Raw genomic sequence first — 317 nt, 5'->3', positions numbered from 1 at the left:
CTTATTTAAGTCATAAACTCAATTCGTTTTTACCCAAAGACATTGCCGTTATAGATTTTCATAAAGTTCACGACGAAGCTCATGCCCGATTTGACGCAAAAAAACGAACCTACGAATACCACATTCACACTAAAAAAGACGTATTTGAAAGCGACAATTCTTGGTATTATCAGCATAGTTTGAATGTTGACAAAATGAATGAAGCTTGCAAAATTCTTTTCCATTATATTGATTTTGAATGTTTTTCGAAAGTACATACCGATGTGAATACATTTAATTGCACGATTTTTGAAGCCAATTGGAAACAAGTCAATGAT

Annotated in this window: 1 pseudogene; it reads left to right on the top strand. The window is 32.5% G+C overall.

Annotated features, from left to right (window positions below):
* A pseudogene (locus tag DIU01_RS03365) lies at positions 1–317 on the top strand (tRNA pseudouridine(38-40) synthase TruA); the annotation flags it as partial.

Source organism: Flavobacterium sp., from assembly GCF_003525665.1.
Classification (GTDB): Bacteria; Bacteroidota; Bacteroidia; order Flavobacteriales; family Flavobacteriaceae; genus Flavobacterium.
Note: the sequence above shows the minus strand (reverse complement) of the source record. Positions and strands in the feature narration are given on the sequence as shown.